The organism is Sulfitobacter sp. HI0040, from assembly GCF_001634885.1.
In the GTDB taxonomy this organism is placed as follows: Bacteria; Pseudomonadota; Alphaproteobacteria; order Rhodobacterales; family Rhodobacteraceae; genus Sulfitobacter.
Window position 1 is genome coordinate 1 of sequence record NZ_LWEX01000333.1, and the last position, 7,310, is coordinate 7,310.

The 7,310-nt window shown below is 63.4% G+C and carries 6 protein-coding genes; 3 read left to right on the plus strand and 3 right to left on the minus strand.

Translation table 11 applies throughout. The features are described 5' to 3' along the window. A partial coding sequence (locus tag A3728_RS14775) for a [protein-PII] uridylyltransferase (protein WP_067925226.1) occupies nucleotides 1–2,359 on the minus strand: 2,359 nt, incomplete at its 3' end. Between the two features lie 13 nt (nucleotides 2,360–2,372). Beyond that, nucleotides 2,373–3,557 carry a penicillin-binding protein activator gene (locus tag A3728_RS14780; RefSeq protein ID WP_067925239.1) on the minus strand — a complete coding sequence of 395 codons (1,185 nt, stop codon included), beginning with the start codon at nucleotides 3,555–3,557 and terminating at the stop codon, nucleotides 2,373–2,375. 96 nt (nucleotides 3,558–3,653) lie between these two features. Here A3728_RS14780 and rsmI point away from each other — a divergent pair, with 96 nt between their 5' ends. From rsmI to gshB, 3 genes are read left to right on the plus strand one after another with little or no spacing between them, the layout of a single operon-like run. Beyond that, nucleotides 3,654–4,517, plus strand: a complete 864-nt coding sequence (gene rsmI / locus A3728_RS14785; protein ID WP_067925229.1) for a 16S rRNA (cytidine(1402)-2'-O)-methyltransferase — start codon at nucleotides 3,654–3,656, stop codon at nucleotides 4,515–4,517. A gap of 25 nt (nucleotides 4,518–4,542) precedes the next feature. Then, nucleotides 4,543–4,911, plus strand: coding sequence for a YraN family protein (locus tag A3728_RS14790; protein WP_067925232.1), 369 nt, complete (start codon nucleotides 4,543–4,545; stop codon nucleotides 4,909–4,911). A gap of 56 nt (nucleotides 4,912–4,967) precedes the next feature. After that, nucleotides 4,968–5,903 carry a glutathione synthase gene (gene gshB / locus A3728_RS14795; RefSeq protein WP_067925235.1) on the plus strand — a complete coding sequence of 312 codons (936 nt, stop codon included), beginning with the start codon at nucleotides 4,968–4,970 and terminating at the stop codon, nucleotides 5,901–5,903. 36 nt (nucleotides 5,904–5,939) lie between these two features. Here the strand turns inward: gshB and A3728_RS14800 are convergent. Further along, a partial coding sequence (locus tag A3728_RS14800) for a YifB family Mg chelatase-like AAA ATPase (protein ID WP_067925242.1) occupies nucleotides 5,940–7,310 on the minus strand: 1,371 nt, incomplete at its 5' end.

A 7,310-nucleotide genomic window follows, 5' to 3' on the forward strand; every position in this document is an offset into this window, starting at 1 on the left:
CCTGTACCCAGAAGGCATCGGTGACATAGCCGTCGCTGGTGGTGTAGCTGCGGGCATCGACCACGTTCGCCCCCACCAGTGCCAGCGCCCCCGCCAGCCGGGCAAAGATGCCCGGGTGATCCGCCAGCACGAAACTGGCGCGGGTGGCATCGCGGTCCTCATCCGGATGCAGGTCGATGCGGATGTCGTCCCCGTCGATGTCCCGCAACATTTTCGCGAAGGTCACATGAGAGGTGAGATGCAGGCCTTGCCAGTAGGGCGGGTAATGGCGGGCAATTTCCGCCTGCACGTCCTTGCGCGGCCAGTCGGACAGCGCCTCGCGCAGCGCCTTCTTCGCGCCGGCGCCGCGGTTTTCGCGGTTGAGGTCCTCGAGACCGGTTTCCAATGCCCGCTTCGTCTGGCGGTAAAGCCCCCGGATCAGGACAGCCTTCCAGTTGTTCCACGTGTTGGGACCGACCCCGCGAATATCGCAGACTGTCAGCACGCACAGCAAATCTAGGCGCTTGACCGTCTGTACCGCCTTGGCGAAATCCCGCACGGTCCGCGGATCGGCGATATCGCGTTTCTGCGCCATGTCCGACATCAGCAGGTGATAGCGCACCAGCCATTCGACGGTATCAACCTCATCCTGCTTCAGCCCCAGTCGCGGCGCGATCTTGCGGGCCATCTTGGCCCCCAGAATAGAATGATCCTCCGAACGTCCCTTGCCGATGTCATGCAGGAGCAGGGCCACGAACAACACCTTGCGGTTCACGCCCCTCTTGAGGATGGAGGAAGCGACCGGCAGTTCCTCTTCCAGTTCGGCCTTTTCGATCCGGGCGAGGTTGGCGATGCACTGGATGATATGCTCGTCCACCGTATAGCTGTGGTACATATTGAACTGCATCATCGCCACAATCGTCTCGAATTCGGGGATAAATGCGCCCAGCACGCCCAGTTCGTTCATGCGCCGCAGGGCGCGTTCGGGATTGCCGTGCTTCAGCAACAGGTCCAGAAAGATGCGCTGCGCTTCGGGCGTGTTGCGCATGTCCTCATCGATCAGTCGCAGGTTCGACTGCACCAACCGCATGGCATCGGGATGGATCAGCATCCCGGTCCTCAGCGCCTCTTCGAAGATGCGCAGCAGGTTCAGCTTGTCCGAAAGGAAAGCCTGCGGATCGCGGATGGCGATGCGGTTGTGCACCACGTCGTATCCTTCGCGTATCTTCGGTTTGCGGCGGAAGATACGTTCGAGCAGCGGTTCCGCCTTGACGTGCATCGCTTCGAGGGCGGTGATGAAGATGCGGGTCAGGTCCCCGACGGCGGTCGCCTGCCGGAAATACGCCTGCATGAAGACCTCGACACCCCGGCGCCCCCCCATGTCTTCGTAGCCCATCGCTTCGGCCACCTGCACCTGCATGTCAAAGGTAAGCTGCTCCGAGGCGCGACCGGTCAGCAGATGCAGATGGCCCCGCACCGCCCAGAGGAACGCTTCCGCCTCGGAAAAGGTCTGATACTCGTCCGCCCGGAACACGCCCTTGGCCACCAGCTCAGAGCTGTGATCCACGTGATGAATGTACTTCGCGATCCAGAAGAGGGAATGCAGGTCGCGCAGCCCCCCTTTGCCTTCCTTCACATTGGGTTCCACCACATAGCGTTCGCCCTGTTTGAGGTGCCGTTGGTCGCGTTCCTCCAGCTTTGCCTCGATGAATTCGCGGCCCGACCCCGAAAAGAGATCGGTCTTCAGTTCCTTCTCCAGACGCTCTGCCAGTTCGGCATCGCCGCAGATATAGCGATGTTCCAGCAGGGCGGTCTGGATCGTGAAATCCTCTGCCCCCAGCCGCAGGCACTCCGTGATGGTACGGGTCGCGTGGCCGACCTTCAGTTTCAGATCCCACAGGATGTAGAGCATGCTTTCGATCACGCTCTCGGAAAAGGCGGTGACCTTGTAGGGGATGAGAAACAGCAGATCGACGTCCGAATGGGGCGCCATCTCTCCCCGGCCATAGCCACCGACGCCGATCACCGAAAGCCGTTCGCCCCGTGTCGGGTTCGGCTTGTGATGAAGCATGCTGCCCGCAACATGGAGCGTCAGCTGAACGAGATTGTCGGTCAGGTAGGTATAGCTGCGGGCCATGGCGCGTGAATCGAAGGGGGCCGCGCGGAAGGCACGTGCGATTTCTTCGCGCCCATGCTTTTGCGCCTCCCGCAGGATGCGCACGGCTTCGTTACGCAGGGCGGAGGGTTCGAGTCCGTCGCAGGTGGCTTCGAGCTTTGCAAGCAGTGCTTCCGGCTCGACAATGAGTTCGGGCGCACAAATGAGGCGCGGCCGGGCGGCCGCGCCTTTCTCTTCCTGCGCAAGGATGCGGGTAGATGTCATCCTGCGCGCGCGATCAGAAACCGGCGCCGCCGAAGCTGCGCGGCGCAGGATCGATCACCACCACACGCCGGTCGCGGATCGCCGCGACAGCGAGGCCCCGTTCGTTGGTGCCATCGGGCATCAAGCGGAAGACACCGGAAGAGCCACGGAACCCGGCGCCTTGCGTCAGCGAAGCACCTGTCAGCGCGGTCGGGCGACCGGTACGGACGAGCGCGCCCACGGCGGCGACGCCATCAAAGGCGAGCCCGGCCAGCGGATGGGGCTGTTCCCCATAAGCGGCAGTATAGCGCGAAGCGAAGGCTTGCGCCGCCCCGGGGTCGGGCAGGGCAAACCATCCACCCTGAAGACCGGGGAGTGCCAGCGTTTGGGCCGGAATGTCCCAGCGGGTCAGACCGATATACTGCGTGCTGGCGACATTGATCCCTGCAGCCGGCAGAAGCTCCGCAAAAAGCGGCAGTGCACTCGACGAAGACGTCGTAAGGAAAAGCGCGTTGGCGCCGGAGCTTTCGATGGTCGCCTTGATGCGCGGAACGGCAGCCGCCACGGATTCCTGGCTCAGGGCGTAGTCGACCGTGCCGGCAAGCGTCGCCCGGTTGTTGGCGATTGCCTTCTCGATGGCGGACCGACCCAACTGACCGCCGAGATCCTGACCATGCAGGATGGCGATGCGATCCTTGCCGGTACGCTTGGCATAGCCCACGAGGCGATTGGCGGTGTTGTCGAAGGTCGGCCCGAGGATATAGACGTTTCCGCCAGCGATCGTTGGGTTGTTGGAGAAGGACAGCACGTTCACGCCCTGCGGTGCAACAGCGACGCCGGCGGCGTTCGCCGCTTCGCCATACACCGGCCCGAGGATGATCTTTGCCCCTTCATTGACGGCCTGCGCCGCCACTTGCGATGCCGTAGCCGCGTTCCCGGCAGTCCCGTAGACGCGCAGATCGATCTGGACGCCATCGAGATCGCGGATCGCCATGCGCGCCGCATTTTCGAGATTGGCGGCCAGCAGGTTGTCGCTTGCCGATCCGCCACGGGGCACCAGAAGAGCCACCGGCACGGGCGCGTTCACATCGACGCTCGGCCCCCCGGGGGACGCTATCCCCCCCGTCGGAATGGGTTCGCAGGCGGCAAGGACGAGCGCCGCAAGGGGCAGAAGCGCCAGCCGGGCCTTCTTGCGGAGAACTTGGAAAAGGGTCATCATCATAATCGTTTCACTCCATGGCGGTCAGTTTTGCGGCGACGCTGCAGCCGTCCGGCGGTGCCGTGATCATAGAGAGTGCGAAAGGCGGGTCCAGCGTTGAATTACCAGATCACTCCGCTGCCAGCGGGATTGTACTTCGTCGGCGTGCCCATCGGCACGGCGCGGGACATTACCCTTCGCGCGCTCGATACGCTCGCTTCTGCGGATGTTCTTGCGGCCGAAGATACTCGCAGCCTGCGCAAACTTATGGATATTCATGCGATCCCGCTGAAAGGGCGGCGCATACAGTCGCTGCATGACCATACCGGCGAAGGCGCGTTGGAAAACCTCCTGCGCCAGATCGCTGGGGGCGCCTCGGTGGCATATGCCTCCGAAGCGGGCATGCCCCTCATCGCCGATCCGGGGTTCGAGCTGTCTCGCAAGGTCGCGGAGGCGGGACTTCCACAAACCTGTGTACCGGGCCCATCGGCGGCGCTGACGGCGCTATGCGTAGGAGGATTGCCCACAGATGCCTTTCATTTCGCCGGTTTCCTGCCCAATGCTGCCGCGGCCCGTCTGTCGGCGCTCGAGGCACTGAGGGAAGTGCCCGGAACGCTGGTATTCTACGAATCCCCCAAGCGGCTGGGCGCGATGTTGAAAGATGCGGCGAGAGCGCTGGGCGCGCAGCGACAGGCGGCCACATGCCGGGAATTGACCAAGAAGTTCGAGGAGATCACCCGGGGCACATTGGGTGAACTGACCGACCGCTTTTCGGAAAAGGCCCCGAAGGGCGAGATCGTCGTGCTCGTGGACCGTGCTCGTTCATCCTCTGTTAGTGTTTCTGACTTATCCCAAGACCTGAGGGAGGCGCTTGAACAGCTCTCCATGCGGGACGCGGTGGACCTTGTCGCCAGGGCGCATCAGCTTCCACGGCGTAAAGTCTACCAGCAGGCGCTGGCCCTCACGAAGGACGCAGACTAACAAAGGGGCAACTGTGGGCGTACCGATGAACAGGGCTGACCGGGGCCGCATGGCCTATCACGCGGGGATCGCCGCCGAAAACCGTATTGAGCGTGCCTATCTTGACCGGGGGGCCATCGTGTCTCATCGACGCTGGCGCGGAGGGGGCGGTGAAATCGACCTTATCCTCCACGAGGGTGAAGAAGTCGTCTTTGTCGAAGTCAAGAAAAGCCGCAGCTTCGCCGCCGCTGCCGAACGGATTCGCCCGCAGCAGATGCGGCGTATCCATACCAGTGCCGAAGAGTTCCTCGGCGGCGAGCCCAAGGGCCAATTGACCCCCGCCCGTTTCGATGTTGCGCTGGTAGATGCGCGGGGTGATTTCCGCATCGTCGAAAACGCGTTCGGGCACGACTGATCTATTGCGTCCCTGTCGCCTCTGCCTCATCAAGGGGCGATGAAAGAGGGGCAGGCATGAAAATTGCATTTCAGATGGACCCGATCGGGGACGTGAACATCGCTGCGGACAGCAGCTTCCGCCTTGCGGAAGAGGCGCAGGCGCGGGGGCACGAGTTGTTCTTTTATACGCCCGACCACCTCGCCTACCAAGAGGGGCGCATCACGGCGCGGGGTCAGGACATGACCGTTCGGCGGGTCGAAGGCGATCATGTGACGCTGGGCCCGAAGCGTGAGGTCGATCTGGCGGAGTTCGACGTGGTCTGGCTGCGTCAGGATCCGCCCTTCGACATGCATTACATCACCTCCACCCACCTGCTTGACCGGTTACGGGACACCACGCTGGTGGTGAACGATCCGTTCTGGGTACGCAATTTCCCTGAAAAGCTGATGGTGCTGGACTTCCCGGACCTCACGCCGCCCACGACGATCGCGCGTGACCTTGCCACCATCAAGGCATTCAAGGCGAAGCATGGCGATGTCATCCTCAAGCCGCTTTACGGCAATGGCGGGGCAGGGGTCTTTCGCCTCGACGCGGCGGACCGCAACCTCACCTCCCTGCATGAGCTGTTCACCGGGTTTTCGCGCGAGCCACTCATCGTGCAAAAATTCCTGCCGGCGGTATCCAACGGGGACAAACGCGTTATTCTGGTGGACGGCGTACCTGTCGGCGCGATCAACCGGGTGCCGGCGGAGGGGGAAACACGCTCCAACATGCATGTGGGGGGACGACCGGAGAAGGTCGGCCTGACCGACCGGGACCGTGAAATCTGCGACCGCATCGGGCCCGTCCTGCGGGAAAAGGGTCAGGTCTTCGTGGGTATCGACGTTATCGGAGACTACCTGACAGAGATCAACGTGACCTCGCCCACCGGTATTCAGGAACTGGAGCGTTTCGATGGGGTGAACATCGCCGAAAAGATCTGGGAAGCTATCGAGGCGCGACTGGGCTGAAGCAGGCGTTCTCGGGCCGCCATAGGGCTACCGGTCTCAGGCGATCAGCGCGCTTTGCAGCCGGTAGCTGAGCGCTTCGGCAAGGTGGGACCGGGCAACGGTCTCACTGCCATCGAGATCGGCGATCGTTCGGGCCACGCGAAGGACCCTGTGATAACCGCGCGCCGACAGGTTGAACCTGTCCGCCGCCTTCACCAGCAACTCGCGGCCTGCCTTTTCGGGGGTGGCGACCTGTTCAAGGATCTCACCTTCGGCATCCGCATTTACCGCCACGCCGGGGACCTCCGCGTAGCGCTCCGCCTGCCTGCGACGCGCGGCGGCGACCTTGGCGGCGACTTGCGAGGAGCTTTCGCCGGAGGCTGGCAGGTCAAGATCCTGGAAAGCCACAGGGGGTACATCGACCCGTAGATCGAACCGGTCCATCATCGGCCCTGAAATGCGGCCGAGATAATCCTCCCCGCAGTGTGGAACCCGCGCGCAGGCCCGGCTCGCGTCGGTCATATATCCGCAACGGCAGGGGTTTGCGGCGGCGATGAACATGAATCGGCAGGGGTAGCGGACGTGGGCGTTCGCCCGCGCGATCATCACTTCCCCGGTTTCGAGCGGCTGGCGGAGTGTTTCCAGCACCGCGCGTGCGAATTCAGGCAGTTCGTCGAGGAAAAGCACGCCGTTATGCGCGAGCGATACCTCCCCCGGTCTGGCCTGCCGCCCGCCGCCGATGATGGCCGCCATGGAGGCGGTATGATGCGGCTCCCGAAAGGGCCGCGCGCGGGAAATGCCTCCCTCATCTATCAGCCCCGCAAGCGAATGGATCATGGAAGTTTCGAGCGCCTCAGCCGGGCTCAGCGCGGGCAGGATCGACGGAAGGCGGGCGGCCAGCATGGATTTGCCCGAACCGGGCGTGCCCACGAGCAACAGATGGTGCCTCCCCGCCGCCGCGATTTCCAGCGCGCGCTTGGCCCTTTCCTGCCCTTTGACATCCCGTAGATCCCGGGTGGCCGCATGCGGCGCTACCTCACCGGGTTCGGCAGGGATCAGCGGTGCCTGCCCGGTGAAATGGCGCACCACTTCCGACAGGGTGGCCGCTGGTATGACCTGCGTGTCTCCGACCCACGCGGCCTCCGCTCCGGAGGCGGAGGGGCACAGAAGTTTGCAATCGTTCTCTGCCGCTGTCATCGCCGCTGGCAGGGCCCCGGCGACGGGCACCAGCGTCCCGTCGAGCGATAGCTCGCCCAGCGAGACAACGCTTTCAGTCACATCGGCGGGGAGGACTTCGAGTGCTGCCAGCAAGGCGACCGCGATGGGCAGATCGAAATGGCTGCCCTCCTTCGGCAGGTCCGCAGGACTGAGGTTGATGGTGATCCTTTTCGAAGGAAGCGCAATCGCCATGGACGACAGCGCCGCCCG

What these genes read in the sequence shown, in the direction of transcription:
- A3728_RS14780 (WP_067925239.1), bottom strand. Translation starts at nt 3,557, where the DNA reads ATGATGACCCTTTTCCAAGTTCTCCGCAAGAAGGCCCGGCTGGCGCTT.
- gshB (WP_067925235.1), top strand. Translation starts at nt 4,968, where the DNA reads ATGAAAATTGCATTTCAGATGGACCCGATCGGGGACGTGAACATCGCT.
- A3728_RS14790 (WP_067925232.1), top strand. Translation starts at nt 4,543, where the DNA reads ATGAACAGGGCTGACCGGGGCCGCATGGCCTATCACGCGGGGATCGCC.